Genomic DNA, 26,380 nt, shown 5'->3' on the forward strand with positions numbered 1-26,380 from the left:
TGAAGGAAGTGACAGCTCATGTCCGCACCAGCGCCGTCCCCGCTGGCCATCGTCGACGCCGAGCCCCTGCCCCGGCAGGAAGAGGTCCTCACCGACGCGGCCCTTGCCTTCGTGGCTGAGCTGCACCGGCTGTTCACGCCCCGGCGTGACGAGCTCCTCGCCCGCCGCCAGGAGCGCCGCGCCGAGATCGCCCGCACCTCAACGCTCGACTTCCTCCCGGAGACCGCTCACATCCGCGAGGACGACTCCTGGAAGGTCGCGCCGGCCCCGGCCGCGCTGAACGACCGCCGAGTCGAGATCACCGGTCCCACGGACCGCAAGATGACCATCAACGCCCTGAACTCGGGCGCCAAGGTCTGGCTCGCCGACTTCGAGGACGCCTCGGCCCCCACCTGGGAGAACGTGGTCCTCGGCCAGGTCAACCTGGTGGACGCCTACGAGCGCAAGATCGACTTCACGGACCCCAAGTCCGGCAAGTCGTACGCCCTCAAGGACGCCGACCAGCTCGCCACCGTGGTCATGCGGCCGCGCGGCTGGCACCTGGAGGAGCGCCACCTGAAGTTCGACGGCCGCCCCGTTCCCGGCGCCCTGGTCGACTTCGGCCTGTACTTCTTCCACAACGCCAAGCGCCTCATCGAGCTCGGCAAGGGCCCGTACTTCTACCTCCCGAAGACCGAGTCGCACCTCGAGGCCCGCCTCTGGAACGACATCTTCGTCTTCGCGCAGGACTACGTCGGCATCCCGCAGGGCACCGTCCGCGCCACCGTCCTGATCGAGACGATCACGGCCGCGTACGAGATGGAAGAGATCCTGTACGAGCTGCGCGACCACGCGGCCGGTCTCAACGCGGGCCGCTGGGACTACCTGTTCTCCATCGTCAAGAACTTCCGTGACGGCGGCGCCAAGTTCGTCCTGCCGGACCGCAACGCCGTGACGATGACCGCGCCGTTCATGCGGGCGTACACCGAACTCCTCGTCCGTACCTGCCACAAGCGCGGTGCGCACGCCATCGGCGGCATGGCGGCCTTCATCCCGTCCCGCAAGGACGCCGAGGTCAACAAGGTCGCGTTCGAGAAGGTCAAGAACGACAAGGACCGCGAGGCCGGCGACGGCTTCGACGGCTCCTGGGTCGCCCACCCCGACCTGGTCCCGATCGCCATGGCCTCCTTCGACGCGGTGCTCGGCGACAAGCCGAACCAGAAGGACCGCCTGCGCGAGGACGTCTCCGTGGCGCCCGGCGACCTGATCGCCATCGACTCGCTCGACGCCAAGCCCACCTACCAGGGCCTGGTCGACGCGGTGCAGGTCGGCACGCGCTACATCGAGGCGTGGCTGCGCGGCCTCGGCGCCGTCGCGATCTTCGGCCTCATGGAGGACGCGGCCACCGCGGAGATCTCTCGCTCGCAGATCTGGCAGTGGATCAACGCGGGTGTCGTCTTCGAGAACGGCGAGCAGGCCACGGACGCGCTGGCCCGCAAGATCGCCGGTGAAGAGCTTGGCAAGATCCGTGCCGAGATCGGCGAGGAGGCCTTCCAGGCCGGGCATTGGCAGCAGGCGCATGACCTGCTGCTTCAGGTCTCGCTCGACGCGGACTACGCGGACTTCCTTACGCTGCCTGCGTATGAGCAGCTCGTTGGCTGAGTAGCCCGAACGACCTGAGGTCATGATCTGCCGGTTGTGATCTGCGGGTCGGTGGGGGCTGGTCGCGCAGTTCCCCGCGCCCCTGAAAACATGACCGCCCCGCGGCGCCATTCGGCGCCGCGGGGCGGTCATGTTTTGGCCAACTGTGGCCTTGCGCCGGGCAGATGGCCGGCCCCAGACTCGCGTGGCTCTCTCCCCACAGGCGCACCACCGCATGAGGAGGATCCCTCGCATGGTTCGGATGCGTACGACCGCCACCCTTTCCGCGTTGGCCGTGCTCGGTCTGGGGCTTGCCGCCACCCCTGCGGCCGCCGCCCCGGAGTCCGGGTACATCGTCACGCTCGCCCCGGCCCAGGGCCTCAACTCGGCCTCGCAGCAGGCGAGATCGCTGGTCGAGGGCTCCGGCGCCCGTATCGACCGCACGTACCGCACGGCCCTGAACGGCTTCGCGGTGACCGCCACGCGCGCGGAGGCCGCCCGGCTTGCCGCCGATCCCTCGGTACGTTCCGTCGTACGCGACACCCCGGTGCACGCCCTCGCCGTGCAGACCGACCCCACCTGGAACCTGGACCGGCTCGACCAGAAGACGCTGCCGCTCGACGGGTTGTACCGCTACCCGGACTCGGCGGGCGCGGGGGTGACGGCGTACGTCATCGACACCGGCGTACGCATCACGCACCAGGAGCTGCGCGGGCGGGCCGCGTACGGCACGGACGTCGTCGACGGCGACGCGACCGCGCAGGACGGCAACGGCCACGGCACGCATCTCGCGGGGATCATCGCGGGCAAGAAGTACGGCGTGGCCAAGAAGGCGAAGGTGGTGGCCGTGCGGGTGCTGAACGACAGCGGGAGCGGTACCACCGCCGGGGTCATCGCGGGCATCGACTGGGTGACCGCGCACCACAGCGGGCCCTCGGTGGCGAACCTGAGTCTGGGCGGGTCGGCCAATGAGGCGCTGGACCAGGCGGTACGCAACTCCATTGCGGCGGGCGTCACTTACTCGGTTGCCGCGGGGAGCTCGAACGCGGATGCCGGGCAGTTCTCCCCGGCCCGCGTGACCGAGGCGCTGACCACCAGCGCGACGGACTCCGCCGACCGGCGCCTCGGGTCCTCCAACTACGGTCCGTCGGTCGACCTGTTCGCGCCGGGTGGCTCCATCACCTCCGCCTGGAACACCTCCGACAAGGCCGTCGCTACGGTCTCCGGTACGTCGATGGCGACCGCCCACACGACCGGTGCGGCGGCCGTGCGGCTGGGCGTCTCGCCGGGTGACAGCCCGGCGGCAGTGGCCAAGGTACTGACGGACAGCGCGAGTTACGGGGTGGTCGTCAATCCCGGACCGGGCTCGCCCAACCGGTTGTTGAACGTCACCGGCTGACGCACACGCGGCCGGCCCCCGCAGTGCGCGGGGACCGGCTTCGCTGCTGGTGGCGCTACGGCCGGGGACTCTTGGGGGGTCCCTCGTTCGTCCAGACCATCTTCTTCACGACCTCCGAGTAGATGTTCGCTCCCGGCGCGAACGACTGGTACCGGCCGCCCGGTTCCACCACCGAGATGTCGTACGTCAGACCGCGCGAGGTCTGACGGTCGAACAGGAGGCGCTGCCGCAGCACGCCACCGCGACTGTCCTTCTGGTCGAGGACGACTGCCGCCCCGGTGCGGCCCGCCACGTCGACGGCCTTCTCCTGGACGGTCACGTCCTCCAGGTCCGCCAGCATCTTGAACGCCGCCGCGCGCAGGGCGGGTTCGACCGGGAGGTCGAGGATCAGGCTGTGGGCAGCCTCGAAGAGGAAGCCCTCCTGCGTGGGATTCCGCTTCTTGGCATCACCGGTCCACCCCGTCATGAGGTCGGCGCGCAGGGCCTTCACGTCGGTGGGGAGGGCTCGGAGTTCCTTCAGGGTGACGGCGCGGCCGATGTAGTAGGGCTTGGCGCGATTGGCGTAGATCCGGCCGAACCGTTCCATGCCGTTCTCTCTGGCCTCGAACAGCACCTTGAACGGGCCGTCCCCGATGTCGCCCACGGTGCCGCCGGACACGCGGTACGGCACCTTGGGATCGATCGGGGCCGGATTAGGCGAGCCGTCCTTCTTCCAGGCCTTCAGGTCGGCCTCGGTCGACGGGGCGTAGGCGATCTCCTTCTGCGGCCCGATGAGCCCCCCCGTCCTGATGTCCGACCAGGCTGTCATACGCACGCCGCCCACGATCGTGTACGGGATCTCGGTGTCGCGAATGGGGAAGCTCTGCCAGTAGTCGTAGTCGACCTTCAAGTAGCGCCCCTTCGGCGTGCGCTCCTTGAGCGCGGTGGCCGCCGCGGCCCGCAGGACGGGGCGTGCCGCCACCGTGCCGGTCGGCGCCTGCTGCTGCCCCAACTTCCAGCTGAAGGCGTCCTGTTGGGGCGCGGCGTTGTCGCTGCCGCTGTTGAGCGTGACGGCCAGAGCCGCGATCGCGGTCCCGGTCGCGACCAGACCGATGCCCCACGCGGGCTTCACGTACGGTCGCCGCCGTGCCGCCGTGCGCGGAGTCCCGCGCATCGCCCGGGTCAGCTCGGCGACGCGGGTCTCGGCCGTCACCGGGCGGTCGGGGTCGAGGTGGGCGGGGCGGGCCCCCGCGAGGCGGTCGAGGACGTCGCCCCGTCGCCGGTCGTGCGTCTGCTTCGTCATCGGGCTTCGTCTCCTGCCATACGGTCGATCCGTTGCATGCGTTCCATGCGTTCCATGCGTTCCATGCGTTCCATGCGAGGTTGCGTCCGGCCGGCCAACTGCTGCTCGCCGTCGGCGATTTCAAGGACTTCCACGGCCGTGGCGAACCGCTTGCGGGCCCGGTGCAGCCGCACCCGCAGCGCCGCCGTGGAGCAGCCCACGACCCGGGCCGCGTCGCGCGGGCCGAGTCCCTGCCAGGCGGTGAGGACCAGGAGTTCCCGGTCGTCCTCGCCGAGCCCGGACAGGGCGCGCAGCAGCGCCATCCGCTCGGTGACGGTGTCGGCGACATCCCCCTCCGGTGCCGCCGCCCCCTCCCCCGCCAGGTACTGCGCGGCGAACGCCTCCCGGCGCACCTGGTCGCGGGCCGCCTCGCGCAGCACGTTGCGGGCCACTCCGAGGAGCCACGGCAGGGCGGGATCCGGGATGTCCCGGATGCGCCGCCAGGCCACGGCGAAGGTCTCGCTCACCGCCTCGTCGGCCGCCTGCCGCCCCGCGCGGGCCGCGGCATAGGCCCAGACGCGCTGTCTGCACGCGTCGTACATCGCCGTGAAGCGTTCCGCCGCTTCCGGCTCACTCATCTCCGGCTCACCCATCGGCCACCCCCGGTACCTCCTTCGGTGATCCTGGACCGTTGTCATGAGGTAGTGGTCCGGGGCGGCCGATTGTTACCGCCGACTTGCGACATACGAACTTCACGGTGCCGTCATGGAGTTGGGGCGAGCCCCGCGGGCAGGATGTCCGCATGCATGATCATGTCGATCTCGTCGATGAGCACTCGTACGACCGCCGCCGGCTGCGGCAGTTCCTCGCGGGGGACGCCCGCGCGGACGGCGTCGACCGCCGCGTCCTGCTGAAGCTCCTGGCCGCAGCGGGCGGGGCCGCCGCGTTCGGTGCCGCGGGTGCCGCCCCGGCATCAGCATCGGCAAGCGCATCAGCCACGGTTGCGGCTGCGGCCGGGATCGTGAAGCCGCTGCCGCCCGAGCTGTTCACGGTGCGCGGGACCAACGCGGAGTCGAAGGTCGCGTCGTGGCAGGGCAAGGGGTTCCACACCCCGGTGGACCGCTTCTTCGTGCGCAACCACACCTCGACTCCCGTGCTCGACGCGGACAGTTGGAGCCTGAAGGTGTGGGGCTCCGGGCTGCGCGGCGGACGCGCGGCCGAGTTCGGGCTCGACGATCTGCGGCGGCTGCCCGCCGTGACGACCGACGCGCTGGTGGAGTGCGCGGGCAACGGGCGCAGCTACTTCACGTCCCAGCAGGGCGAGAGCGTCACCGGCACCACCTGGGGGCTCGGTGCGATCGGCAGCGCGCGGTGGCGCGGGGTCCGGCTCGGCGACGTACTCAAAAGGGCGGGCATCGCGCGCGACGCCGTCGATGTGCAGCCGCGCGGGCTCGACGCCGACTACGTGACGGCGGACGGCGCCAACCTGGGGCGGGTGCGACGACCGCTGCCGGTCGCCAAGGCGCTCGGTGACGTACTTCTCGCGTACGAGATGAACGGCGAGCCGCTGCCCCACGACCACGGGCATCCCGTACGGGTCCTCGTACCGTCCTGGGTGGGCATCGCGTCCATCAAGTGGGTGGGCGACATCGAGGTGTCCGACGTACCGCTCTACTCGCCGTGGAACACCGACTTCTACCGGCTCTTCGGCGCCGCGTACCCGCCGGGCGGCACCGAGCCGCTCACCCGGCAGCCGGTCCGCAGCACCTTCGAGCTGGCGGCGGGCGCGGAGTTCGCGGCCGGCGAGACGCACACGCTGACCGGCCGGTCGTGGTCCGGCAAGGGCGGCATCGCCTCGGTCGAGGTGAGCACGGACGGCGGCGCGACCTGGACCCGGGCCCGGCTTCGCGATCCCGCGCGGGCGCACAACTGGGTGCGCTGGTCGGCGCGTTGGCGTCCGGTGCGCGGCGGGGAAACGGAGCTCCTCGCGCGCGCAACGGACACCCGGGGCAACCGTCAGCCGGAGCGGACGGTGCACAACACGCAGGGCTATCTGTTCGACGCGGTGGTCCGGCATCCCGTCACCGTGGTCGCCTAGGGCCTGTCCGGCGGATCTTCGCGGAAGAGCCCGCGGCGTCTGGTGCGTGCTCTCGGCGTGCGCCCGGATCGCCCTCGTACTGGACGTACTTGGGTGATTCGGGCGTGCGGCGAGAGTGCGTGCCAGGCGTCGTGGGCCCGCGAAGATCCGCCGGACAGGCCCTAGCCCAGTCGTTCTCAGAAGTTACGGAAGCTTGAGCTCGGTGCCCGGCTGGATGAGGTCCGGGTTGCCGCCGATCGCGGCCCGGTTGAGGTCGTAGATCTCGTGCCAGCGGCTCTCGTTGTTCAGCTCGTGGCGGGCGATCGCGGAGAGCGAGTCGCCGGGCTTCACGGTGTACGTGCGGTGGGCGGGGGCCGCGGGTGCGGCGGCGGCCGGTGCCTCCGCCTTGGGTTCGGGGGCGATGCGGGCGCTCGCCGCGAGGCGGTCGGCGGCCTCCTTGGTGGCGTCGACCGCGTCCTCGGTCGCTCCGGCGTACTTCTCGGCGGTGGCGGCCGGGGTGTCGCCGCTCGACGGAGCCGGGGCGGACTGGCCGGGGGCGGCCTGCTCCTGGACCTGTTCCTTGGCCGAGTCGTCGGACTTCTTGTCGTGCTTGAACCTGTCGAAGATTCCCATCTCTGCCTCCTGGGGGTTGGAGTGTCCGGGTGTCCCGGATGTCGGCCCCCCGGCCCACTGTCACCCGGCGTGGCGCTCAGCGCGCGCGGAGACGGGCCGTTGTCAGTGGCGCGCGGCACCATGGAAGTCGCCGGGCAGGGTCCGGCGGACGGCACGGGAGGGGGCCCGATGAAGGAACGCACGAACGAGCGGCTGACGGCGGGGCTGCGCCGGATCGTGGAGCGCGCGGACGAGGCGAGCGGGCGGCTGAGCGGCTCCGAGGCCCAGCTGGTGGGGCTGGTCCGGCGGGGGCTCGCCTTCCGGCACGCGCGGCCGCCCCGGGCGTACTTCCTGACCCCGGCGGGCCACCGGCTCAGACAGGACTTCCTGAGCGCGACGCCTCCCCCGCCGGCCCCCGTCACGGACGCCGGTTCCGGGGTCTTCCGGGCCCGTACCGGGGCGGAGCCCTGGACCGCCGGGCCGCACCGGGAGCGCGAGGTGCGCAGCGCCTGGCAGGGGCTGGTCGAGCTGCGCCGGATGACCAATACGGACGGGGCGACGGAGCGGCCGTGCGGGTGGGAGCGCACCCATCTGGCGCAGGCTGCGGCGCTGGCCCTGGAGGCGGCGGGGTGCCGACCCGCGGGCGGGGCGGGCGGGACCGGCGGGGGCTATGCGGTGGCGGAGACCCCGCAGCCGGAGGCGGTCGCGGTGCGGCTCTCGGCGGGGGCCGAGGGGGAGATACGGGCCTGCTCGGAGGCCCTGGAGAGGGCGGGGTGGCAAGTCAGCGAGCATGCCGGGCGGGGTGGGCAGGCCGGACGCTGGCTGCTCGCGTCGCCGCGGCGGGTCTGAGCACGGCGCGGGCCTGACAGCTCCGCACGGGAATGGCGTACCGCACACACCAGTTGAGGGGCATGAACCCCACAGGAGAAGCGAGGAACAACCGTGGCCGAGTCCGAACTCCAGCCCCAGCCCTTCACCGTGCCCGTGACCGTCCGGGGCTACGAGACGGACACCCAGGGCCATCTCAACCAGGCCGTCTATCTGCAGTACGCCGAGCACGGCCGCTGGTCGCTGCTGCACGCGGCCGGGATCCGGCAGAGCGACCTGGTGGACAAGGGCGTCGGGCCCGTCGCCCTGGAGACGACCATCCGCTACCTGCGGGAGCTGCGCGCCGGCGACGAGGTGACGGTGAGCTGCGCCTTCGAGTGGGGCGAGGGCAAGACCTTCCGCATCGTGCAGACCATCCGCAAGACGGACGGCACGGTCTCGGCGGAGATCTCGGCGGTGGGCGGCCTGATGGACCTCAAGGCGCGGAAACTGGTCACTGACCCCAGGGAGCACTTCAAAGCGCTCGCCACGGAGCCCGGTCTCTTCGGGCTGTAGGCATCCCGGCCCGGGGCGGGCGCGGCGTCGATTAAAGTACTGGGCGGGCCGTGACTGGCGCTGAGGTGGAGTACCACCGGGGAGCGGCCCGACGGTCCGCCGTCTCGCGTCGCCGCACTGATGTCACCGGTGTCGTCGTACGTTGCCGCGCGCCTGGGCGAATCCGCAGCTTCCGCAGCCGACGCCCAGGAGACGCCGATGACCGCGCCCGCACACACCGCCCAGCTCATGGACGGCACCGCCCTCGCCCGCAAGATCAGTGAGCGCACCGCCGCCCGCGCCGCCGCCTTCACCGAGCGCACCGGCAAGGCGCCCTGCCTGGCCGCCGTCCTCGTCGGCGACGACCCGGCGTCGGAGACGTACGTACGGATGAAGCGCAACCGCTGCGCCAAGGCCGGCATCGACTCGCGCTTCGTCGCCCTGCCCGCCGAGACCACCACCGAGCAGCTCGTCGCCACCCTCACCGAGCTGTCCGAGGACCCCGATGTGCACGGCGTCCTGCTGCAGCACCCGGTGCCGGCGCAGATCGACGAGCGGGCCGCGTTCGAGGCGATCGCGCCCGGCAAGGACGTCGACGGCGTCACGATGCACTCGTTCGCGGCGATGGGCTTCGGCCTGCCCGGTTTCGCCTCCTGCACGCCCGGCGGGATCATGCGCCTGCTCGACGCGTACGACGTCGACCCGACCGGCAAGCGCGCCGTGGTCGTCGGGCGCAGCGCGATCCTCGGCAAGCCGGTCGGCATGATGCTCCTCGCGCGGGACGCGACGGTGACGTACTGCCACTCGCGCACCGTGGACCTGCCCTCGATCATCCGCGAGGCCGACATCCTCGTCGCGGCCGTCGGGCGGCCGGAGTTCATCCGGGGCGAGGACATCAAGCCCGGCGCGGTGGTGCTCGACGCGGGCTACAACGCGGGGAACGTGGGCGATGTGCACTTCGCGTCGGCGGCCGAGCGCGCGTCGCTGATCACGCCGGTGCCGGGCGGGGTGGGGCCGATGACGATCGCGGTGCTGCTCGAGCAGACGCTGGATTCGGCGGAGGCGGGCCTGGCCTAGGTCCGCTTTCGGGCTCGCCCCCCGGCCTCGGGACGGCTGCGGGGCGAGGCCGCCCCACCTGGCGACACACCAAATCGCGTGCGGAATACTGCCGTTCGGCAATGGGTGAGAAGCGTGGGGGTTTCGGTGCGACCGCTGGGTAAGGACGATCCGGAGCAGATCGGTCGGTTCCGGCTCATCGGGCTGCTCGGCAGCGGCGGCATGGGGCGGGTCTATCTGGGCCGCTCGGCCGACGGGCGGACCGTCGCGGTGAAGGCCGCGCGGCCCGAGCTGGCCGACGACCGGGGGTTTCGCATCCGGTTCGCGCGCGAGGTGGCCGCGGCACGGCGGGTGGGCGGGCCGTTCGTGGCCCCGGTGGTCGATGCCGCGCCGGACGACGATGCGCCGTGGATGGCCACCGACTACGTGCCGGGCGTCTCGCTGACGGACGCCGTGCACGACTGCGGGCGGCTGCCGGAGCCCGCGGTGCTGCTGTTGACGGCGGGGCTGCTGCAGGCGTTGTCGGCCGTGCACGCGCACGGTTTGGTGCACCGCGACCTCAAGCCGTCGAACATCCTGCTCACCGCCGAGGGCCCCCGCGTCATCGACTTCGGCATCGCCCACTCCGCGGCGGACACCGCCCTGACGATGACCGGAACCACGCTCGGCACCCCCGGGTTCATGGCGCCGGAGCAGCTCGTCACCTCGGGGCCGAAGATCACGGGCGCGGCGGACGTGTTCGCGCTCGGCGGGGTGATCTCGTACGCGGCCACGGGTGCCGGTCCGTACGGGGCCGCCGATCCGACGGTGCTCATGTACCGCACGGTGCACGAGGAGCCGCAGCTCGCTGAACTCCCCGGCAGGTTGCGGGAGTTGGCGGCGGCCTGCCTGGCCAAGGATCCGGGGGCCCGGCCCTCGCTCGCGCGGCTCGGTGAGTGGGTGGGGCCGGCCGGGCCGTACGGCGACTGGCTGCCCGAGCCCGTCACCGTACAACTGCACCGGCTCTCCACCGAGATCATGCGTGACCCGCGGTCACCGGGCGCGGAGCCGGCGCGTCCCCCGGCCACGGAGCCGGAAGGCCCCCCGGCCGTGAGCCCGACTCCCCCACCCCTGGGCCAGTTCGGCCCGCCCACGCCCTTCGTGGACGGCCCGTACGCACCACCCCTGCAGCAGACCGTCACCCCGCCCGCTCCCCGCGGCCCGAGCCGCCGCCGTGTGCTGGCCGCGCTGTCCGTCACCGGGGTCGTGGCGGGTGGCGGGGCCGTCGCCTGGGCGCTGCGGCCCGACGGCGAGGGCACCACCGGTGGCACGGGCGGCAAGGATCCGGGCGGTGGCGGGAAGACCGGGACCGGCGGGACGACACCGCCCGCGTCCGGCTCCCTCTCCGACCGGCTTCCGAAGGCCATCCGCGACCGGGGCTCCCTCACCGTCGGCGCGGACATGTCCTACCCGCCCATGGAATCCATGGAGGAGGGCAAGCCCACCGGCATCGACGTGGACGTCGCCGACGCGCTCGGCCGGGAGCTCGACATCGAAGTCCGGTTCAAGACGGCGGCGTTCGAATCGCTGCTCGGCGCACTGAGCACCGGCACCTATGACTTGGTCATGTCGGCGATGGTCGACACCGAGGACCGCCAGAAGGGCCTCGCGGAGGGCAAGAAGACCGGCCCCGGCGTCGACTTCGTCGACTACTTCCGGGCCGGGCTCTCCCTCGTCGTGCGCAAGGGCAATCCGGACGGCATCACCCGCCCCGAGGACCTGTCGGGCAAGTCCGTGTCCGTGCAGTACGGCACGGTCTCGCAGGACTACCTGCGGGAACTGGACAAGAAGCTCCCCGAGGGGCTGCGCATCCGGGAGCACGAGACGTCGTTCGACATGTACGCCGATGTCGCCAAGGGCCGGTCCGCGGCCTGCCTCGACGAGTACCCGCTCGCGGCGTACACGGCCGCGACCCACTCCGACGGCACGTCCCTCGAACTCGCCACCTCCCGGCCGATCGAGCCGGTCGCGCTCTACGGCATCGCGGTCGCCAAGTCCGCACCCGACCTGCGGGACGCCGTACAGGCGGCCCTTGCCCGCCTCCTCAAGAGCGGCGAGTACACGAGGATCCTCAAGAAGTGGTCGGTGCCGGACGGCGCGGTGCGCAAGGCGGAGATCAACGCGGGCCGCTGACACGGGCGTTCAGCATTCCCGCTCGTAGTGCGCGGCAACCGCCCCGGCGGAAAGCAACGGCAGGGTCACACGGCCATTCTCTCCGCACGCGCAGCCCTCCCGACCGCCCACGGCGCGAGCTGGACAACCCCCCACGTGACCTCGACGACGAGGAACGCCCACAGCCACTGCGGGGCGCCGAGGGCGAGTGCGTACGCCATCCAGATCGAGAACAGCGTGCGCGCCGCACCGTCGTAAAGACCGTGCACGGGCAGCGGCCTGAGGAGACGAAGCACCGACCAGACGACCACGACCGAGCCCATCAGATTCGCGTACAGGACCTGCATCGGGTCGAGTTCGGGCAGGACGCCAAGTCCCCATGCCTCGCCCAGCGACGACAGCATGCGGTGCACCAGCTCGTACGTCCACGGCGTCGCGAAGCCCGCGGTGACGAGGAGGTCGTACCAGGCGCTGGCGCGTACGACGCGGGGGTAGGAGGGGCGGGTGGGGGTGAGGAATCGGATCACGATGAGGGCTCCCAGTACGGTTCGGTCAGCGATCGCCTCACGCTAAACAGTGGAGTACGGTCCAAGGTCAAGTTCATCGGCCGCACCATGACGGGCGATGACGGGGATGGGTGGGGGCCACAGGGCATGCGTATCGGAGAACTGGCCGCACAGACGGGCCTGAGCAGGGACGCCATCCGCTTCTACGAGAAGGTCGGCCTGGTCGCCGGAGAGCGGCTGGCCAACGGGTACCGCGACTTCTCTCCCGAGACGGTGGCCTGGCTCCAGTACGTGCGCACCGCGCAGACCCTCGGCCTCTCCCTCGCGGAAATCGCCCGGCACGGCGCGGAGTTGCGCGAGCTGCCGGACTCCGCGGCGGCACTGTCCGCGCTGTTCGAGGAGAAGATCCAGGTCATCGACGCCCGCATGGCCGAACTGGGCGCGCTGCGTGCGGAACTCACGGCGCGGGTGGGTACGGGGTGTCCGCTGCGGGCGGCCGACTGACAATTCAGATGCCCCGCCGACGCGCCCCTGGCACCCTCGCCTCATGGCCAGACGCATCAGACCCAGCCTCTACATCTCCGTCGACATCGAGGCCGACGGCCCCATCCCCGGCCCCTACTCGATGATCAGCTTCGGCGCGGCGGTCGCCGGACGGCAGGACGGGGAAGGGAAAGGGGACGGGGGCGGATGGCACCCCGCCGATCCCGAAGCCCAGACCTTCTATCGCGAACTCAAGCCCATCAGCGAGGAGTTCGTCCCCGAGGCGCTGGCCGTCAGTGGGCTCGATCGGGAGCGGTTGAAGGAGGAGGGGAGCGAACCCGCCCTTGCCCTGGGCGAGTTCACCCAGTGGGTGCGGGAGGTCAGTGGTGGTGGGGCGCAGCCTGTGATGTGTGGGTATCCGGCCTCGTACGACTGGACGTTCCTGTACTGGTACTTGATCCGCTTCACCGGTGAGAGCCCCTTCGGGCACTCGGGCTGTCTCGACATGAAGACGTTGTACGCGACGAAGGCGGGGCTGCCGTTGCGGGCGGTGGCCAAGGGGACCATGCCGCGGCATCTGCTGTCGCGGCGCAGGCACACCCATCACGCGCTGGACGACGCGATCGAGCAGGCGGAGCTGCTGGGGAATCTGATGGCCTGGGACGGCGCCGCTGAGGGCGGCTCGTAGGCTCGGGGCATGCTGATCGAACATCGGGGCAAGAAGCCCGTGGTCCCCGAGTCCGCCTATGTCGCCCCCTCGGCCGTGCTCTGCGGAGCCGTCGTCCTGGGGGAACGCGCCCGCATCCTGCACGGCGCCGTGCTGAGCGCCGAGGACGGTGAGGTCCGTATCGGGGCGGATGTGGTGGTGATGGAGAACGCCCTGGTCCGGGGCCGGGCGGAGCATCCGGCCCGCATCGGCGACGCGGTGCTGATCGGTCCGCACGCGCACGTCAACGGCGCCAGTGTGGAAGACGAGGTGTTCGTCGCGACCGGGGCGTCGATGTTTCCCGGTGCCGTGGCGGGGGCCGGCTCGGAGTTGCGGATCAACAGCGTGCTGCACGTCAACTCGCGGCTGCTGCCCGGCACCGTCGTCCCGATCGGATGGATCGCGGCCGGCGACCCGGCCGAGCTGTTCTCCCCCGACCGGCATGCCGACCTGTGGGAGAAGCAACGCGGGCTGGACTTCCCCGGCACCGTCTACGGGGTCTCGCGGGGCACGCCGATGCGCGACGTCATGGCCCGTCAGACCGACTTCTACGCGGCCCACAGGGACGATCGCCTGCTCGACGGCTGACCACTCGCGGGCCACTTGAGCAGTGGCACGGTTCGGCTCAAGCCACGGCGCAGTCCGGGCACAGCCCCCGGTACGTCACCTCCGCCTCGGACACCGTGAAGCCGAGGCGTTCGGAGGCCGGGAGGTCGGCCAGGGGGTCACCGCCCGGGTGGACGTCGCGGATCGTGCCGCAGGACGTGCACATCAGGTGCTGGTGGGGGTGGTGGGCGTTCGGGTCGTAGCGCTTGGCCCGGCCGTCGGTGGCGACTTCGAGGACTTCGCCGAGGGTGACCAGTTCGCCGAGCGTGTTGTAGACCGTGGCGCGAGAGATCTCCGGCAGCCGGGCCGTGGCGAGTGCCAGGACCTCGTCCGCGGTGAGGTGGACGTGGTCGCCGTCGAACACCTCGGCAACCACCCGGCGCTGGGCGGTCATCCGCCAGCCACGCCCACGAAGCCGTTCCAGCAGATCACTCATGTCCACCAGCCTAACTGTGCAAAGTCCGAAGAATGAATCCGTACGGGTCTGGTCGTTCCATTGACTTGGATTTCGTCCATCGTAGGATCGGTTCCGGCGACGGCCAAGGGACAAAGCAACAGTGGGCCAAGGGATGTGACGGTTCATCTGCTCCACCCTCCGCCCTCCCGCAGTCCCCGAGCATCGAGCATCGAGCGCACCGAGATCCGCCCCGTCCGGAGGGATTTTCATGACTGACAACCACGACGCGATCGTCACAGACCCCGAGCCTGAGGAAACAGGCGGCTGCCCCGTCGCCCACGGACGTGCGCTGCACCCCACCCAGGGCGGCGGCAACCGCCAGTGGTGGCCGGAGCGGCTGAACCTGAAGATCCTCGCGAAGAACCCGGCCGTGGCCAACCCGCTCGGCGAGGAGTTCGATTACGCCGAGGCGTTCAACTCCCTCGATCTGCCTGCCGTGAAGCGGGACATCGCAGATGTCCTGACCACCTCGCAGGACTGGTGGCCGGCCGACTTCGGGAACTACGGCCCGCTGATGATCCGGATGGCGTGGCACAGCGCGGGCACGTACCGCATCAGCGACGGCCGCGGCGGCGCCGGGGCCGGGCAGCAGCGCTTCGCCCCGCTCAACAGCTGGCCGGACAACGTCAGCCTCGACAAGGCCCGCCGCCTGCTGTGGCCGGTGAAGCAGAAGTACGGCCAGAGCCTGTCCTGGGCCGACCTCATGGTCCTCACCGGCAACGTCGCCCTGGAGACCATGGGCTTCAAGACCTTCGGCTTCGCCGGCGGTCGCGCGGACGTGTGGGAGCCCGACGAGGACGTCTACTGGGGTCCCGAGACCACCTGGCTCGACGACGAGCGCTACACCGGCGACCGCGAGCTGGAGAACCCGCTCGGCGCCGTCCAGATGGGTCTCATCTACGTCAACCCCGAGGGCCCCAACGGCAACCCGGACCCGGTCGCCGCGGCCCGCGACATCCGCGAGACGTTCCGCCGCATGGCGATGAACGACGAGGAGACCGTCGCGCTCATCGCCGGTGGCCACACCTTCGGCAAGACCCACGGCGCGGGCCCGAGCGAGAGCGTCGGGGACGACCCCGAGGCCGCGCCCATGGAGCAGCAGGGCTTCGGCTGGAAGAGCACCCACGGCACCGGCGTCGGCGCCGACGCGATCACCAGCGGTCTCGAGGTCATCTGGACGACCACGCCCGCCAAGTGGGGCCACGACTTCTTCAAGCACCTCTTCGAGTACGAGTACGAGCTCACGCAGAGCCCGGCGGGTGCGCACCAGTGGGTGGCGACGAACGCCGAGGAGATCATCCCGGACGCCTTCGACGCGTCGAAGAAGCACCGCCCGCAGATGCTCACCACCGACCTGTCGCTGCGCTTCGACCCGGTCTACGAGCAGATCTCGCGGCGCTTCTACGAGAACCCCGAGCAGTTCGCGGACGCCTTCGCCCGCGCCTGGTACAAGCTGACGCACCGTGACCTGGGCCCGGTCGTGCGCTACCTCGGCCCGGAGGTGCCCTCCGAGGTGCTCCTTTGGCAGGACCCGCTGCCGGCGGCCGAGGGTCAGCAGATCGACGCCGCGGACGTCGCCTCCCTCAAGGAGCAGATCCTCGGCTCGGACCTCACCACCGCGCAGCTGGTCTCGGCGGCCTGGGCCGCGGCGTCCTCCTTCCGCGGCAGCGACAAGCGCGGCGGCGCCAACGGCGGCCGCATCCGCCTGGAGCCGCAGCGCAGCTGGGAGGTCAACAACCCGGACGGCCTCGCGCAGGTCCTGCGTACCCTCGAAGGCATCCAGTCGTCCTTCAACTCCGGCGCCAAGAAGGTCTCGCTGGCCGACCTCGTCGTCCTCGCGGGCACCGCGGCGGTCGAGAAGGCCGCCAAGGACGGCGGCGTCGAGGTCGAGGTGACGTTCACGCCGGGCCGTGTGGACGCCTCGCAGGAGCAGACGGACGTCGAGTCGTTCGCCGCCCTTGAGCCGACCAACGACGGCTTCCGCAACTACGTCGGCAAGGGCAACCGTCTGCCGGCCGAGTTCCTGCTGCTCGACAAGGCGAACCTGCTGACCCTCAGCGCGCCCGAGCTGACGGTCCTCGTCGGCGGTCTGCGCGTCCTCGGCGCCAACCACGGCGGGTCGAAGCACGGCGTGTTCACCGACAAGCCGGGCACGCTGACGAACGACTTCTTCGTCAACCTGCTCGACATGGGCACGACCTGGAAGTCGACGTCCTCGGCGCAGGACGAGTTCGAGGGCCGTGACGGCTCCGGCGCGGTCAAGTGGACGGGTACGCGTGCCGACCTGGTCTTCGGCTCCAACTCCGAGCTGCGCGCGGTCGCCGAGGTGTACGCGAGCGACGACGCGAAGGAGAAGTTCGTGAAGGACTTCGCCGCCGCGTGGGGCAAGGTCATGGACCTGGACCGGTTCGACGCCCGCGTCTGAGTTCCATCCTTTTGAGGCGTCCGCGCCGGCCGTACGTGGCCGACGCGGGCGCCTCTCAGTGTGTGGACACGTGGAGTTCGGCCCACACCGTCTTGCCGATGTCACGCGCGGTTACGCCCCAGGCGGTGGCGAGGGATTGGACGAGGAGGAGACCTCGTCCGGTCTCGGCTTCGGGGGCAGGGGCCTCGCCGAATCGCGGGGGTTGTTTCTCGGTACGTGCGTCACTGACCGCGATTCGCAGGGTGGCGCCGTCCAGGTGGAGGCCGAGCTCGAAGTCGCGCCCGGCGACGCGGCCGTGCGTCACGGCGTTCGCGGCCAGCTCGGCGACGATCGCTGCGGCGGCCTGCGAGGGTTCGGTGTCGTGCGGGATGCCCCAGGCGGCGAGTTGGGCCGTGGCCAGGTGGCGGGCGAGGCGGGCGCCGCGTGGGGTTGCGCTGATGCGCTGGGTCATGGCCAGGGGGTGGGTTGTTGCCGAGTGCATGGCCCTACGGTCACGCCTGCCGGGGTCACCCGGTCAGGGGCGAAACTCGTACGGTTTCGCAGCGTACGAGTTCACGCACTGGACAGTACGCGTAACTGCCCGTAACCATGGGCGAGTTGGCGGGGACGTACGAGAGCGTCAGGGGTGACCCGTGATGTCGTCAAGCACTACCGAGCCGGAACCGTCCGATGGGCTCAAAGCCTTCGGTGCCGTACTGAAGAGCTTCCGCAAGCACGCCTCCTACACGCAGGAGTCGCTGGCCTCGGAGATCGGCTACTCCACTCACTTCCTGGCCTCGGTGGAGCAGGGCAGAAGGCTGCCGCCGCAGCGGTTCGTGGACCAGTGCGAGGCGAGCCTCGACGCGTTCGGCACGCTGCGAGTGGCGGCCAACCAGCTGGCACGCCAACCCGGGATCGCGTCCTGGTTCCGACATTGGGCCCACCTGGAGCAGGACGCGGTGAGCCTCTACACCTTCGAATCGCGGCTCGTTCCGGGCCTGTTGCAGACCGAGGCGTACGCCAGGACGCTCTTCGAGGAGCGCGAGCCGCCGCTGACCGACGAGCAGATCGAGCACCAGCTCACGGCCCGCGCGGAACGGCAGCAACTGCTCCTCGACCGCCCCAACTCGACGTACAGCTTCATCGTCGAGGAGCACGTGGTGACGAGGCCCACCGGGGGCGCCGCGGTCATGCGTGAGGTGATCGACCGCATGCTGGAGCGCACGTCGCCACGGAACGTGAAGCTGCAGATCATGCCTCAATCACGGGGAGTTCATCCCGGATTGGACGGCCCGATTCAGCTCCTCGAAACCCCGGACAACCGGTGGTACGGGTACCTGGAGGGCCAGGAGAACGGGCAGTTCGTCTCCGACCCCAAAGTGATCAGCACGCTCCACCGACGGTATGCGAAACTGCGGACGCAGGCCCTCACCCCCGAGGATTCCGTGGGCCTGTTGGAGCGTCTGCGAGGAGCGCTATGAGCACCCACGAACTGGCCTGGTTCAAGAGCAGTTACAGCAGCGGTTCCAGCGGCGACTGTGTAGAAGTCGCCCTCTCCTGGCACAAGTCCAGTTACAGCGGCGACTCAAGCGGCGATTGCGTAGAAATCGCCACCTGCCCCACCACCATCCACATCCGCGACTCCAAGCACCCCGAAGGCCCCCAGCTCACCCTCTCCCCCAAGGCCTGGCAGACCTTCCTGGCACACGCCGTCGCCCCGCGTGGATAAGCCCGACATCGAAGCGATCCTCGACCACATCGAGGCCTCCCACGCCCGCCTGGCCGCCACCACGGCCAAGCTCGACGATGCCCAACTCGACGCGCCCTCAAGGCTCCCCGGCTGGACCCGCAGGGACACGCTCGACCACATCGCCGGGGCCGCCGACGCCTACGTACGCCTGCTGAACCTGGCCCGCATCGGCACGCCACACCCCGCAGCACCCGGCGACGGCGACGGCGACGTACAGCAGGGCCTTGAGCGGATGCTCGATGACGCGCGACGGATGCCGTACGAGGCATGGGACGTCCTGGTCACCGCGAAGGCGGGATACCGGCATCCGGCCTGGTTCACGCTGTACCGGTGCTGGCGGGAGCTGGAGACGCACCATGTCGACCTGGGGTCGGGGTACGAGTCGGCCGACTGGCCGCAGGCGTACGTGAGTTGGGCCCTCGACGGCACCCTCGTCGCGCTCGCCGCACGCGGCTTCCCGCTCGGCCGGGTCGAAGCGACCGACCTGGGCCGCACCTGGACCCTGTCCCCCGCCGGACCGGCGATCGAGGCTCCCGGCCACGCCCTGCTCGGCTGGCTCAGCGGTCGCTCGCCCGCACCCGGGAACGGGTCCGGGGCCGGGGTCCCGCAGCCGCCTGACTGGCCGCTGCCCCCGACCCCGGCTTGGGGTTGAACTCACCCTGGTACAAGGGCAACTCAGGCGTCCGGATGCGTCCCGTCGAAGTACCGCTTCGACTCCGCCCACACGTCCCGCGCCAGCTTCCGCCCCTGCGCGTCGCCCTCCGTGTGGTCGAACTCCCAGTGCACGCCGCCCCACAGCCGTGAGTAGCCGACCTCCTTGGCCGCCGCGCTGAACGTCGGCCACTTCAGGGCGACGTCCTTCGTGGGCAGGCCCGGCTCGATCTGGGACGAGCCCGCCTTGATGACGCCGGTGGCGCCGTAGCGGTCGGAGCCGGTGAACTGCTTCAGGATCTCGGCGCCCGCTGCCGTGAATCCGGTGTGCCCGGAGCCGTACGCGGCGAAGCCCGGGGTGTTCAGGTACGGGCGCCACTTGGAGCCGTCGATCGTCTGCGTGCCCTTGCCCGGACCGGCCCAACCCTTGATCTCCTGGCCCGACTTGGCGTAACGGATCATGGTGATGGGGCGGCCGTAGTCGAAGTCGCGTTTCGTCTTCCAGTCGACGACCGCCTCGTCCGCCTCGGCGATGTTGAGCGCGAAGAACAGCTTCACGTCGTCGTCGAGGGTGTGGTGGTCGCGGGCCGAGACGAAGCGGGCCCAGGCCTGCGGCACCGAGGAGGAGCCCTCCTGGGGCCACTGCCAGTGTTCGGCTATCGCCTTCTGGCGTTCGGTGAGGCCCGCGTTGCGCTCGATCTGCTTCTCGATCGCGGCGTCCGCCTCCGGCGTGCCGTACTTCGGGGGCGTCGGCGGAACGTACTTCGCCGTGTCGTCGATCACGAAGGGCCGCGCGTCCGCGAACTGCGGCGTGACGAACTGCTGCGTCTTGCCGTCGGCCGTGATCAGCGGCGCCCAGCGGTCGGGGGCGACCAGGGCTTCCTTGTCGAAATGGTTCACGTCCTGCGGGGCGTTGACCGGCGTGTACGTGCCGGGGGCGGTCGCGTACGGCGGGCTGGCGAGCTGGTTGGAGCCGTCCTGGTGACGCTCTTCCAGGATCGCGTCGGTCGCGGCGAGGGCGACGGCGGCGGGCGAGCCGGGGGCCGCGTCCGCCGCCTCGGCCGGGTCGTAGCCGAGGGACTTCAACTTGGCGTCGAAGGTGGCACGTTGGGCCGGGTAGAGGTCGGCGAGCGCCCGGTGTGCGGCGAAGCTGATCGCCTTGCGCTTGTTGGCAGTGGTGCGCTCCGCGCGCGGGCGGCGCAGGTCGCCGCCGAGCTCGGTGCCGACGGCACGGCGGTCGTACGCCGCCCACGCGTCGTAGATCGCGTTGTGCACGATGCCGAGGGTGCGGCCGGAGACGGGCGGGGGCGTGTTCTGGCCCGTGGCCCGGGAGTTGGCCTTCATGGCCTCGATGGTCTGCTGGTTCCACTGCAGGACGACGTTCTCGCGCTCGCTCCGGGCGTCGGCGGCGGCACGGGGGTGGTCGTCGGGCGTGGCGGCCGCGGGCACGGTCACCGCGGTGGCGAAGGTCAGGGCGGTGAGCGCGCCGAGGGTGGTCCAGCGTCTGCTGCGGGTCAGGCTGCGGGTCATCAGGACGTCACGGGCCTTTCGTGGGAGTGCGGGGCTGTGTGGCGTGGGTCCGGCCGGCCGGTGGTTCGGCCGGCCGGTCACTCGGCCCAGCGGGAGCCCGTGATGACGTCCACGAAGTTGGGGCGTACGTATCCCTCGGTGTAGCGCTCCAGGACGTCCGCCTTGACGTTGCCGAAGGTGGTGTCGGGGCGGTGCGCGATGCCGCCGTTGAAGGCCTGCAGGATCTGGTTCTTGAAGTCGGGGCGCGGGTGGGCGGCGACGACCTCGGCGCGCTGCTCGTCGCTGACGTCGTCGTAGCCGATGCCCAGCACGTCGAGCTCGACCCCGGCCGTGACCAGGGCGATCTCCGGCGCCATCCGGGACGGGATCTCCGGCGTGGTGTGCAGCGCGATGGCCTCCCAGACGACGCGGGCGCCGTCCTCCGCGATGCCGTGGTCGAGCAGGAACTTCCGGGCGTCGTCGGCGCCGTCGATCTCGAAGCGCTGCGTCGAGCCGGCGTGCGACTCGGTGAGGCCGAGGTCGTGGAACATGGCGCCCACGTAAAGCAGTTCGGGGTCGAAGCCGAGCGAGCGGTTCGTCCCCTGCAGCGCACCGAAGAGATAGACCCGCCGCGAGTGATGGAAGATCAGCTCGTTGGCCGTGTCCCGCACCAGCTCGGTGGCCTCCTTGGCCAGGGCGCTGTCGGGGACCTTGATGCCGGCGATGGTCATGCCTGCTCCTTGCGTGGGGTGACGTGCGGGGATGCGGTGACCAACTGTGCGTGCGGGCGGACGCGTTGACGACATTTGCCGTGTTGGCTTTGTGAGGTTCCACCACCCGGAAACCATCCGGGAACCACGGAATCCACCGGCGGGCCCTATCGCTTCAGCACGGCCTGCATCACCGCCTTCGCGATCGGCGCGCCCAGGCGGCCGCCCGCGATGTCGGGGCGGGAGATGTCCATGTCCTCGGGGTCCACGAACACGGCGACCGCGACCGGCGAGGAGCCGTCGGCCTGCTTGGCGTAGGACACGAACCAGGCGTACGGATCCTCGTCGCGTACGTCCGCACCGTGCTGGGCGGTGCCCGGCTTGCCGCCGACCGTCACCCCGTCGATCTTCACCTTGCCGCCCGTGCCGTCGGTGACGGTGTGCTCCATCATCTGCTGCACCTTGCGGGCGGTGTCGGGCGAGACGGCCTGGCCGAGGACCTCGGGCTCGCTCTTCTCGATCGTGTCGAGGTCGGGTCCGCGCAGCTCGTCGACCATGTAGGGCTTCATCACCTTGCCGCCGTTGGCGAGCCCGGCGGTCACCATGGCCATCTGCAGCGGAGTGGTGGTGGCACTGCCCTGCCCTATGCCGGTCAGCGCGGTCTGCGGCTGATCAAGCTCCTTCGGATAGCCGCTGGCGGCGGAACGTACCGGCGTGAACTGCTCCTTGTTGAACCCGAACTTCTCCGCGGTCTCCCGCATCTTGTCCTTGCCGGTCTTCAGGGCCGTGTCGAGGAAGACGTTGTTGCAGGACCACTGCAGGGCGGTCTTCAACGAGGCCTTGTCGCACCGGGAGTCGGGCACGAGGCTGCCGACTTCCCTGGAACTCTGCGGCAGCTTGTACGGGTCCTTCGCGCCGGACGGCGCGTCGATGTCGGTGATCGTGCCGTGCTCCAGGGCGGCGGCCGCGGTGAGGATCTTGAAGGTCGAGCCCGGCGGGTAACTCTCGCGCAGCGCACGGTTGTTGAGCGGCTTGCGCTTGTCCTTCGCCAGCTTCTCGAAGGCCTCGCCCTCCTTGCCGGAGATGCCCGCGAAGACGGAGGGGTCGTACGAGGGCGTGCTCGCCATGGCGAGGATCTTGCCGGTACGGGGGTCCAGGGCGACCACCGCGCCCTTGGCGTCGAGGTCCTTCAGTCCCTTGTACGCGGCCTTCTGGGCGGCCGGGTCGATGGTGGTGACGACGTCGCCGGGGAGGGACTTCTTACCGGTGAGCGCGTCGACGGGGTTGCCGAGCAGCCTGCGGTCCTTGCCGCTGAGGATGTCCTTGTGGACGCCTTCGAGGAAGGTCGCGCCCTGCGCCTGCGAGAAGTAGCCGGTGACGGGGGCGTACAGGGGACCGTCCTTGTACGTCCGCTTGTACTTGAGGTCCGAGCCGGTGGTGCGGGCGGAGCCGGTGATCGGCTCGCCGCCGACGATGATGTTGCCGCGGGCCTGCGCGAACGAATCGATGGCGACGCGGCGGTTGTTCGGGTGCTCGGCCAGCTCCTTGTAGTCGACGACCTGCACCCAGGTCATGCGCAGGAGCAGCGCGAGGACCAGGACTCCGCAGAGGACGGCTATGTGGCGGAGGGTGCGGTTCACGGCTGGGCTCCGGGATTGTCTTCGAGGTTGCTGCCTGCGGGGTTGCCTTCGGGCTTCACGAGGAAGTCGAGGATCGTGGTGGTCGCGTCGAGGGCGGTGCTGGTGCGGCCGAATCCCTTGGACGGCTTCTCCGGTGAGCCGGGCCAGGTGTGGCCCGCGTCGTGCATGACCAGGAGTTCGACCGGGGCCTTCGGGGAGCTCCAGTCCGTGCGGTCGTAGCCGGCGGCCGCCGTCTCGTCGGCCTTGCCGTGCGGGCCCTTGGCGGCGAAGGCCTCGGCCGTGGCGCGGGTCGACCTCGTCGGGGTGATCGGTTCGTCGCCCGGGTTCGGCGGGTCCCCAGCGGGCCGGCCCGCGAGGGGACGTACGGGGTCGTCGGCTCCGTGGATGAGCAGGAGCGGGACCGGTCCGGTGGGCTTCACCTCGGCGGACCCGGTCGGGAGCTGGGCCGCGACCGCGCCCGCGGCGGCGACCAGGCGGGGGCGCTGGGCGGCGATGCGCAGGGCCATCGAGCCGCCGTTGGAGAAGCCGACGACATAGACGCGGCGGGGGTCGGCCCCCTCGGTCCGCACCAGTTCGTCGACCAGTGCCTCGGCGAACCGGACGTCGGCGTCCGGGTCGGGGCGCCGCTCGGTGCGTGCGGTGCCGGCGCCCCAGCCCTTGTGCAGGCCCTCGGGGTAGGCAATGAGCATGCCGCGGGCGGCAGTTGCGGTGTTGAGGCGAGTGCGGTCGCGCATGCGGTCGGCGGTTTCGCCTCTGCCGTGGAAGGCGATCACTAGGGGCTTGGGGGCTTTGGTCGCGGCCGGCCGGTGCAGGAGGAAGGCGCGCGAGACGCCGTCGACCTTGAGGTGTGCGCGCTGGTCGACGGGTGCCGAGGAGGACGCCGCGGACGGGGTCGTGGGGTCGGCGGGGTCCTGGTGCGTGGCGCAGGCGGTGAGGGCCAGGCCGAGGGTGAGGAATCCGGCCAAAGGCTTGAGCAAGGCGCGAAAAGGGGTGAAAGGCGTCTGCATGAGAGGAGAAGACCAGGCCGGGGCCTGTCGTGTCCAAGATTGTTATGAGTTATGTATTCATAGCGATCCAGTATCGTTGCTGGTTGTGGACCTGATACGGCACCTGGAGTGCTTCGTGGCTGTTGCAGAAGAGTCACACTTCGGCCGTGCCGCGGAACGCCTGGGCATGGCCCAGCCGCCCCTGTCCCAGCGCATCCAGCGCCTTGAGCGCGAGCTGGGCGTGCGGCTCTTCGAGCGGACCAGCCGACAGGTGACGATCACGAAGGCGGGGACCTTGCTGCTCGACGAGGCACGTACGCTGCTCGACCGCTCCGAGTCCCTGCTCGCCACCGCCCGCCGGATCCGGGACGGCGAGAGCGGGCTGTTGCGGGCCGCGCTGCCGCCGGATCTCTCGGGGGACACCGTGGCGGCGATCCTCGCGGCGTTCCGGGAGCGGCATGCGGGGGTCGAGCTGGAGCTGCACGAGCTGACCACGGCGCAGCAGCTCGATCTGTTCGGGGCGCGCGGGCTCGATGTGGGGCTCATCCATCATCCGTGCGAGGTGGCGGGGCTCGAGCTGGGGCCGGTGCTGCGGCGGGAGGTAGGAGTGCTGATCTCGCGAGACGCTCCGGCGGCGGCGCTGGACGAAGTGCCGCTCGGGTCGCTGGACGGGTACGAGCTGATTCTGTTTCCGCGTGCGGGGGCGCCCGCGCTGCATGATCAGGTGCTGACGACTTGTGCGCGGCATGGGTTCTCGCCGGTTGCGGTGCGGCATGGGCAGGGGGCGAGTTTTGTGCGGGGGTTGATTCTTTCGTCTCGGGCCGTTGCGTTTGGTCCGCGGGATGCCTGGGATGCGCGGGAGGCGCGGGAGGCCGATCGCGGTGTTGTGTGGCGGCCGTTGGCCGCGGCGCCGCTGACGTGGCAGTACTCGGTCGCCTGGCCGGCCGGTCGCAGCGATGCCGCGGTCGGGGCCTTCACCGAGGCGGCCACGCGCGCCTTGCTGGATACCGCCGGTGCCGCGCCTGAGGCGCCGTCGCGGCCGCTTCATCTGCGTCCGGCCGCGGAGTTCTGGCTGTGAGCGGGCCGGGTGCGCGGGTGCGGGCCGCCTTCGTCGAGGCCGGTGTCACCGGGTGGCTGCATGCCGTCGACATCGACTCCGGTGCCGAGGTCGACTCGGGCGCGGATCATCCTGTTGTGACCGCGAGCGTGCACAAGCTGTGTTTGTTGGTGGCCCTGCACGAGCAGGCCGCGGCGGGGCGGGTCGACCTCGCCGAGCGGGTCGAGTGTGCGGTGGACGGTCGCACGGCGGGAGGTACCGGGGTTGCCGCCATGCTCGATCCGGTCGGGATGTCCTTGCGGGATCTGGGCTATCTGATGATGGCCGTCAGTGACAACGCGGCGGCCGATGTGCTGCTTTCGCGGGTGGGGCTCGACGAGGTCAACGCCGTCACGGGGCGGCTGGGGCTGGCGCGTACCCACGCGGTGCATACCTTCGGGGAGTTGCTGGGTTCCCTGCGGGAGGATGCGGGGCCCGGGGGTGCGGCTGTTTTGGCGGAACCGCATGTGATCGCTCGGCTGCGGGCGTTGGATCCTGGCCGGACCAATCGGAGTACGCCTCGGGACATGACGCGGCTGCTTGCCGCGGTGTGGCGTGATGAGGCCGGTACGCCTGAACACTGTGCTGCCATGCGGCGGTTGCTGGGGTTGCAGGTGTGGCCGCATCGGATGGCTTCCGGGTTTCCGTTCGACGATGTGCATGTGGCGGGGAAGACCGGGAGTCTGCCGACGCTGCGGAACGAGGTGGGGGTCGTGGAGTATCCCGATGGTGGGCGGTATGCGGTGGCGGTGTTTACGCGTGCCGCTGATCCGGCGGCGACGTTGCCTTCGGCGGATGCGGTGATCGGTTCGGCTGCGCGCATTGCCGTGGACGCGTTGCGGTAGTGGTTGGGCCTGGATGGTCGCGCCTCGACTTCGGTTGGGGTCGCGGGGGCTCTGCCCCCGGGCCCCCGGTCCTCAAGCGCCGGACGGGCTGGATTTTGTGAGGCGGGGCTTTGGGGTTCTGCCCCTGCTGACCCGGTTGTGGCTCAGCGCCGTTGGTCAAGGCGGGGCCGTGTCGGTAGGTACGTGCTCGCCGCGGGCAATTGCAGGTGGTCCGGTATGCGTCGAGCACGCACCTACCGACCCGACCCCTCGCGTTCGTTCATGGTGCGCCGCCGGTCGGTGGACGGGCCCGTACCCGACTGATCGCCGGTGGGGGGGTGCGTACCCAGCTGATCGCCGGTGGATGGTGTGTACCCAGCTGATCGCCGGTGGGTGGGCGTACCCGGCTGATCGCCGGTGGGTGGCGCAAAAGCCCCCTCACGGGGACAGAGGGGAAACGATCCAAACGCTCAATTTGGGCCAAGATATTGAGCGTTTGAGCGAGCGCGTGCTA

26 protein-coding genes and 1 riboswitch are annotated in these 26,380 nt (G+C 70.6%); of the genes, 16 read left to right on the forward strand and 10 right to left on the reverse strand.

Translation table 11 applies throughout. The features are described from left to right. The first annotated feature begins 18 nt into the window (after positions 1-18). Positions 19-1,641, forward strand: coding sequence for a malate synthase A (gene aceB, locus OG430_RS11585; protein WP_327352372.1), 1,623 nt, complete (start codon positions 19-21; stop codon positions 1,639-1,641). Positions 1,642-1,873: 232 nt separating this feature from the next. Further along, complete coding sequence (locus tag OG430_RS11590; protein WP_327352373.1) at positions 1,874-3,019, forward strand: S8 family peptidase; 1,146 nt, start codon at positions 1,874-1,876, stop codon at positions 3,017-3,019. 55 nt (positions 3,020-3,074) lie between these two features. On the opposite strand, the gene OG430_RS11595 is transcribed toward OG430_RS11590, so the two are convergent. Next, on the reverse strand, positions 3,075-4,301 hold the full coding sequence (locus OG430_RS11595; RefSeq protein WP_327352374.1) for a CU044_5270 family protein: 1,227 nt from the start codon (positions 4,299-4,301) through the stop codon (positions 3,075-3,077). After that, positions 4,298-4,918, reverse strand: coding sequence for an RNA polymerase sigma factor (locus OG430_RS11600; RefSeq protein ID WP_327352375.1), 621 nt, complete (start codon positions 4,916-4,918; stop codon positions 4,298-4,300). Before OG430_RS11600 ends, OG430_RS11595 begins: the two co-directional genes overlap by 4 nt. A gap of 164 nt (positions 4,919-5,082) precedes the next feature. Between OG430_RS11600 and OG430_RS11605 the strand changes: the two genes are divergently transcribed. Continuing rightward, on the forward strand, positions 5,083-6,378 hold the full coding sequence (locus tag OG430_RS11605) for a sulfite oxidase (protein WP_327352376.1): 1,296 nt from the start codon (positions 5,083-5,085) through the stop codon (positions 6,376-6,378). A gap of 183 nt (positions 6,379-6,561) precedes the next feature. On the opposite strand, the gene OG430_RS11610 is transcribed toward OG430_RS11605, so the two are convergent. Then, positions 6,562-6,990, reverse strand: coding sequence for a LysM peptidoglycan-binding domain-containing protein (locus OG430_RS11610; protein ID WP_327352377.1), 429 nt, complete (start codon positions 6,988-6,990; stop codon positions 6,562-6,564). 168 nt (positions 6,991-7,158) lie between these two features. On the opposite strand from OG430_RS11610, the gene OG430_RS11615 reads away from it, so the two are divergent. The 4 genes from OG430_RS11615 (at position 7,159) to OG430_RS11630 (ending at position 11,559) form a co-directional block, all read left to right on the forward strand. Further along, positions 7,159-7,818, forward strand: a complete 660-nt coding sequence (locus OG430_RS11615) for a hypothetical protein (RefSeq protein ID WP_327352378.1) — start codon at positions 7,159-7,161, stop codon at positions 7,816-7,818. Between the two features lie 93 nt (positions 7,819-7,911). Continuing rightward, positions 7,912-8,352 (forward strand): acyl-CoA thioesterase, encoded by a 441-nt coding sequence (locus OG430_RS11620; RefSeq protein ID WP_327352379.1) that lies wholly within the window; start codon positions 7,912-7,914, stop codon positions 8,350-8,352. Positions 8,353-8,392: 40 nt separating this feature from the next. After that, positions 8,393-8,518, forward strand: a riboswitch (ZMP/ZTP riboswitch). 32 nt (positions 8,519-8,550) lie between these two features. Beyond that, positions 8,551-9,408 (forward strand): bifunctional 5,10-methylenetetrahydrofolate dehydrogenase/5,10-methenyltetrahydrofolate cyclohydrolase, encoded by an 858-nt coding sequence (locus tag OG430_RS11625; RefSeq protein ID WP_327352380.1) that lies wholly within the window; start codon positions 8,551-8,553, stop codon positions 9,406-9,408. Between the two features lie 126 nt (positions 9,409-9,534). Further along, positions 9,535-11,559, forward strand: a complete 2,025-nt coding sequence (locus tag OG430_RS11630; RefSeq protein WP_327352381.1) for a bifunctional serine/threonine-protein kinase/transporter substrate-binding domain-containing protein — start codon at positions 9,535-9,537, stop codon at positions 11,557-11,559. Between the two features lie 65 nt (positions 11,560-11,624). Here the strand turns inward: OG430_RS11630 and OG430_RS11635 are convergent, their stop codons facing one another. Further along, positions 11,625-12,065 carry a hypothetical protein gene (locus OG430_RS11635; RefSeq protein ID WP_327352382.1) on the reverse strand — a complete coding sequence of 147 codons (441 nt, stop codon included), beginning with the start codon at positions 12,063-12,065 and terminating at the stop codon, positions 11,625-11,627. 126 nt (positions 12,066-12,191) lie between these two features. On the opposite strand from OG430_RS11635, the gene OG430_RS11640 reads away from it, so the two are divergent. From OG430_RS11640 to OG430_RS11650, 3 genes are read left to right on the forward strand one after another with little or no spacing between them, the layout of a single operon-like run. Continuing rightward, entirely contained in the window at positions 12,192-12,548 is a 357-nt protein-coding gene (locus OG430_RS11640; protein ID WP_327352383.1) for a MerR family transcriptional regulator, read from the forward strand. A 43-nt stretch (positions 12,549-12,591) separates the two neighbouring features. Then, a complete protein-coding gene (locus OG430_RS11645; RefSeq protein ID WP_327352384.1) occupies positions 12,592-13,215 on the forward strand; it encodes a 3'-5' exonuclease in 624 nt (207 codons plus the stop codon). 9 nt (positions 13,216-13,224) lie between these two features. Then, complete coding sequence (locus OG430_RS11650; protein WP_327352385.1) at positions 13,225-13,821, forward strand: gamma carbonic anhydrase family protein; 597 nt, start codon at positions 13,225-13,227, stop codon at positions 13,819-13,821. Positions 13,822-13,858: 37 nt separating this feature from the next. Here OG430_RS11650 and OG430_RS11655 read toward each other — a convergent pair whose 3' ends face one another. Beyond that, on the reverse strand, positions 13,859-14,275 hold the full coding sequence (locus OG430_RS11655; RefSeq protein ID WP_327352386.1) for a Fur family transcriptional regulator: 417 nt from the start codon (positions 14,273-14,275) through the stop codon (positions 13,859-13,861). Between the two features lie 229 nt (positions 14,276-14,504). On the opposite strand from OG430_RS11655, the gene katG reads away from it, so the two are divergent. Next, complete coding sequence (gene katG, locus OG430_RS11660) at positions 14,505-16,721, forward strand: catalase/peroxidase HPI (protein ID WP_327352387.1); 2,217 nt, start codon at positions 14,505-14,507, stop codon at positions 16,719-16,721. Positions 16,722-16,776: 55 nt separating this feature from the next. Here katG and OG430_RS11665 read toward each other — a convergent pair whose 3' ends face one another. Further along, the gene (locus OG430_RS11665; protein WP_327352388.1) at positions 16,777-17,202 is read right to left on the reverse strand and encodes an ATP-binding protein; all 426 of its coding nucleotides are present in this window, start codon (positions 17,200-17,202) and stop codon (positions 16,777-16,779) included. 154 nt (positions 17,203-17,356) lie between these two features. On the opposite strand from OG430_RS11665, the gene OG430_RS11670 reads away from it, so the two are divergent. The 3 genes from OG430_RS11670 to OG430_RS11680 are packed head-to-tail and all read left to right on the forward strand — an operon-like array spanning position 17,357 to position 19,102. After that, a complete protein-coding gene (locus tag OG430_RS11670; RefSeq protein WP_327352389.1) occupies positions 17,357-18,181 on the forward strand; it encodes a helix-turn-helix domain-containing protein in 825 nt (274 codons plus the stop codon). After that, on the forward strand, positions 18,178-18,429 hold the full coding sequence (locus OG430_RS11675; RefSeq protein ID WP_327352390.1) for a DUF397 domain-containing protein: 252 nt from the start codon (positions 18,178-18,180) through the stop codon (positions 18,427-18,429). Before OG430_RS11670 ends, OG430_RS11675 begins: the two co-directional genes overlap by 4 nt. After that, a complete protein-coding gene (locus OG430_RS11680; protein WP_327352391.1) occupies positions 18,422-19,102 on the forward strand; it encodes a maleylpyruvate isomerase family mycothiol-dependent enzyme in 681 nt (226 codons plus the stop codon). Before OG430_RS11675 ends, OG430_RS11680 begins: the two co-directional genes overlap by 8 nt. Positions 19,103-19,125: 23 nt before the next feature. Here OG430_RS11680 and OG430_RS11685 read toward each other — a convergent pair whose 3' ends face one another. The 4 genes from OG430_RS11685 to OG430_RS11700 form a co-directional block, all read right to left on the reverse strand. Further along, a complete protein-coding gene (locus tag OG430_RS11685) occupies positions 19,126-20,631 on the reverse strand; it encodes a vanadium-dependent haloperoxidase (RefSeq protein ID WP_327352392.1) in 1,506 nt (501 codons plus the stop codon). A gap of 77 nt (positions 20,632-20,708) precedes the next feature. Then, on the reverse strand, positions 20,709-21,341 hold the full coding sequence (locus OG430_RS11690) for an HD domain-containing protein (protein WP_327352393.1): 633 nt from the start codon (positions 21,339-21,341) through the stop codon (positions 20,709-20,711). A gap of 146 nt (positions 21,342-21,487) precedes the next feature. After that, positions 21,488-22,960, reverse strand: a complete 1,473-nt coding sequence (locus OG430_RS11695; RefSeq protein WP_327352394.1) for a peptidoglycan D,D-transpeptidase FtsI family protein — start codon at positions 22,958-22,960, stop codon at positions 21,488-21,490. Then, positions 22,957-23,937, reverse strand: a complete 981-nt coding sequence (locus OG430_RS11700) for an alpha/beta hydrolase family esterase (protein WP_327352395.1) — start codon at positions 23,935-23,937, stop codon at positions 22,957-22,959. The genes OG430_RS11695 and OG430_RS11700 overlap by 4 nt, the downstream gene beginning before the upstream one ends. A gap of 115 nt (positions 23,938-24,052) precedes the next feature. On the opposite strand from OG430_RS11700, the gene OG430_RS11705 reads away from it, so the two are divergent. Next, complete coding sequence (locus OG430_RS11705) at positions 24,053-25,024, forward strand: LysR family transcriptional regulator (protein WP_327352396.1); 972 nt, start codon at positions 24,053-24,055, stop codon at positions 25,022-25,024. A gap of 17 nt (positions 25,025-25,041) precedes the next feature. Continuing rightward, positions 25,042-25,887: a serine hydrolase gene (locus OG430_RS11710; RefSeq protein WP_442816475.1), complete on the forward strand. Its 846-nt coding sequence runs from the start codon at positions 25,042-25,044 to the stop codon at positions 25,885-25,887. The last annotated feature ends 493 nt before the right edge of the window (positions 25,888-26,380 follow it).

It is taken from the genome of Streptomyces sp. NBC_01304 (genome assembly GCF_035975855.1).
Taxonomy (GTDB): domain Bacteria; phylum Actinomycetota; class Actinomycetes; order Streptomycetales; family Streptomycetaceae; genus Streptomyces.

What these genes read in the sequence shown, in the direction of transcription:
- aceB (WP_327352372.1), top strand. Translation starts at nt 19, where the DNA reads ATGTCCGCACCAGCGCCGTCCCCGCTGGCCATCGTCGACGCCGAGCCC.
- OG430_RS11590 (WP_327352373.1), top strand. Translation starts at nt 1,874, where the DNA reads ATGGTTCGGATGCGTACGACCGCCACCCTTTCCGCGTTGGCCGTGCTC.
- OG430_RS11595 (WP_327352374.1), bottom strand. Translation starts at nt 4,301, where the DNA reads ATGACGAAGCAGACGCACGACCGGCGACGGGGCGACGTCCTCGACCGC.
- OG430_RS11600 (WP_327352375.1), bottom strand. Translation starts at nt 4,918, where the DNA reads ATGAGTGAGCCGGAAGCGGCGGAACGCTTCACGGCGATGTACGACGCG.
- OG430_RS11605 (WP_327352376.1), top strand. Translation starts at nt 5,083, where the DNA reads ATGCATGATCATGTCGATCTCGTCGATGAGCACTCGTACGACCGCCGC.
- OG430_RS11610 (WP_327352377.1), bottom strand. Translation starts at nt 6,990, where the DNA reads ATGGGAATCTTCGACAGGTTCAAGCACGACAAGAAGTCCGACGACTCG.
- OG430_RS11615 (WP_327352378.1), top strand. Translation starts at nt 7,159, where the DNA reads ATGAAGGAACGCACGAACGAGCGGCTGACGGCGGGGCTGCGCCGGATC.
- OG430_RS11625 (WP_327352380.1), top strand. Translation starts at nt 8,551, where the DNA reads ATGACCGCGCCCGCACACACCGCCCAGCTCATGGACGGCACCGCCCTC.
- OG430_RS11640 (WP_327352383.1), top strand. Translation starts at nt 12,192, where the DNA reads ATGCGTATCGGAGAACTGGCCGCACAGACGGGCCTGAGCAGGGACGCC.
- OG430_RS11645 (WP_327352384.1), top strand. Translation starts at nt 12,592, where the DNA reads ATGGCCAGACGCATCAGACCCAGCCTCTACATCTCCGTCGACATCGAG.
- OG430_RS11650 (WP_327352385.1), top strand. Translation starts at nt 13,225, where the DNA reads ATGCTGATCGAACATCGGGGCAAGAAGCCCGTGGTCCCCGAGTCCGCC.
- OG430_RS11655 (WP_327352386.1), bottom strand. Translation starts at nt 14,275, where the DNA reads ATGAGTGATCTGCTGGAACGGCTTCGTGGGCGTGGCTGGCGGATGACC.
- katG (WP_327352387.1), top strand. Translation starts at nt 14,505, where the DNA reads ATGACTGACAACCACGACGCGATCGTCACAGACCCCGAGCCTGAGGAA.
- OG430_RS11665 (WP_327352388.1), bottom strand. Translation starts at nt 17,202, where the DNA reads ATGCACTCGGCAACAACCCACCCCCTGGCCATGACCCAGCGCATCAGC.
- OG430_RS11670 (WP_327352389.1), top strand. Translation starts at nt 17,357, where the DNA reads ATGTCGTCAAGCACTACCGAGCCGGAACCGTCCGATGGGCTCAAAGCC.
- OG430_RS11675 (WP_327352390.1), top strand. Translation starts at nt 18,178, where the DNA reads ATGAGCACCCACGAACTGGCCTGGTTCAAGAGCAGTTACAGCAGCGGT.
- OG430_RS11685 (WP_327352392.1), bottom strand. Translation starts at nt 20,631, where the DNA reads ATGACCCGCAGCCTGACCCGCAGCAGACGCTGGACCACCCTCGGCGCG.
- OG430_RS11690 (WP_327352393.1), bottom strand. Translation starts at nt 21,341, where the DNA reads ATGACCATCGCCGGCATCAAGGTCCCCGACAGCGCCCTGGCCAAGGAG.